Annotated in this window: 1 protein-coding gene and 1 pseudogene; one reads left to right on the top strand and one right to left on the bottom strand. The window is 73.8% G+C overall.

Annotated features, from left to right (window positions below; translation table 11 throughout):
- Nucleotides 1-680, top strand: a pseudogene (locus H0524_RS24230) (serine/threonine protein kinase); the annotation flags it as partial.
- Between the two features lie 85 nt (nt 681-765).
- On the opposite strand, the gene H0524_RS24225 reads toward H0524_RS24230, so the two are convergent.
- Nucleotides 766-978: an acyl-CoA carboxylase subunit epsilon gene (locus H0524_RS24225; RefSeq protein WP_180200721.1), complete on the bottom strand. Its 213-nt coding sequence runs from the start codon at nt 976-978 to the stop codon at nt 766-768.
- Nucleotides 979-1,127 lie beyond the last annotated feature (149 nt).

The raw sequence follows: 1,127 nt of genomic DNA, 5'->3' as shown, positions 1-1,127 counted from the left end.
AGGGCAAGTCGCCGTACGCCCGTCCGTCGGCGATCGCCACTCTCGCGGCGCTGGCCACCGAGCCGCCGCCGCCGCCGAAGAACGCCGGCCCGCTGCGCCCCGTACTCGACGGCCTGCTGCAAAAGGATCCGACCCAGCGGATCACCGCCGAGGCGGCCGAGGAGTTGCTGCGCCGAGCCGACGCCGCCTCCACGGCGATGCCGACCAACACTCGTCCAGCCGGTGCCCGCCCAGGCAACAGCCGCCCGGCCGACGTCCGTCCGGCCGACGTCCGTCCGGCCGACGCCCGCCCAGCCAACAGCCGTCCGGCCGCGCCGGTCGGCCCTCCGGCGGCCCGAGCGGACGCCGGGCCGGCGGCGAAGGCCGGCGAGTCGGGTGTCCCGGCATCGCCCGTGCCCCCGCCAGTCGCGCCCGGTGCCGGTGCGAAGCGTTACTCCACCCGCCGCAGGTGGTTGTTCAGTACCGTGGCGGGTCTGCTTCTGCTCGGTGCCGTGCTGTTTTCCGGGTGGCTACTCGCCACCCGACCGTTGATCGGTGCCGTGGCGGGTCTGCTTCTGCTCGGTGCCGTGATGGCCTATCCCCGACGCACCCCGGACAACGACGGAGTAGATCCGGATGCGGTCCTACCCGGCGCCCCGCCCACCGCGGCTCGGGCGTCTTCGACTGCTGAGGGCGGCTAGCTCGGGTGGTGACCCGGGCTCGGGCTCGCCGGTACCGGGATCCTCGGTGTAGACCGGAGAACTCGGTGCGGGGCGGAAGTCGTCGTCAGCGGGGCAGGCCGGAGGCGCGCCAGGCGTCCGGGCCGGCGGCGAGGCCGGAATTGGCGGGGCGGGCGCCGCGTGCCCAGGCGGAAGCCGTAGGTGGGGCGGGGGCTGTCGCCGGCCTGGGGTGAACGACGATCGCGCCTACCAGGGCGGCCAACTCCTCAGCGGTCGGCGTGCCGTGAACGACGCGGAACAGTGGCTCCTCGGCAGACATGGCGTCAGCGTACGCGTGGAGTTTGGATCTTCGTTGCGCGGTGGCGTGCCGCCCGAGTTGCCGCCGTCGCCGCCGGGTACCGTTTCACGATGTCGAACGCACCCTCGGAACTCGTCGCTGGTCGGTACCGGCTCTTGTCGCCGCTCGGC

It is taken from the genome of Salinispora sp. H7-4, from assembly GCF_013416675.1.
GTDB lineage: Bacteria > Actinomycetota > Actinomycetes > Mycobacteriales > Micromonosporaceae > Micromonospora > Micromonospora vitiensis.
The sequence above is the reverse complement of the archived record's forward strand: the minus strand, read 5'-3'. Positions and strand labels throughout refer to the sequence as shown.

What these genes read in the sequence shown, in the direction of transcription:
- H0524_RS24225 (WP_180200721.1), bottom strand. Translation starts at nt 978, where the DNA reads ATGTCTGCCGAGGAGCCACTGTTCCGCGTCGTTCACGGCACGCCGACC.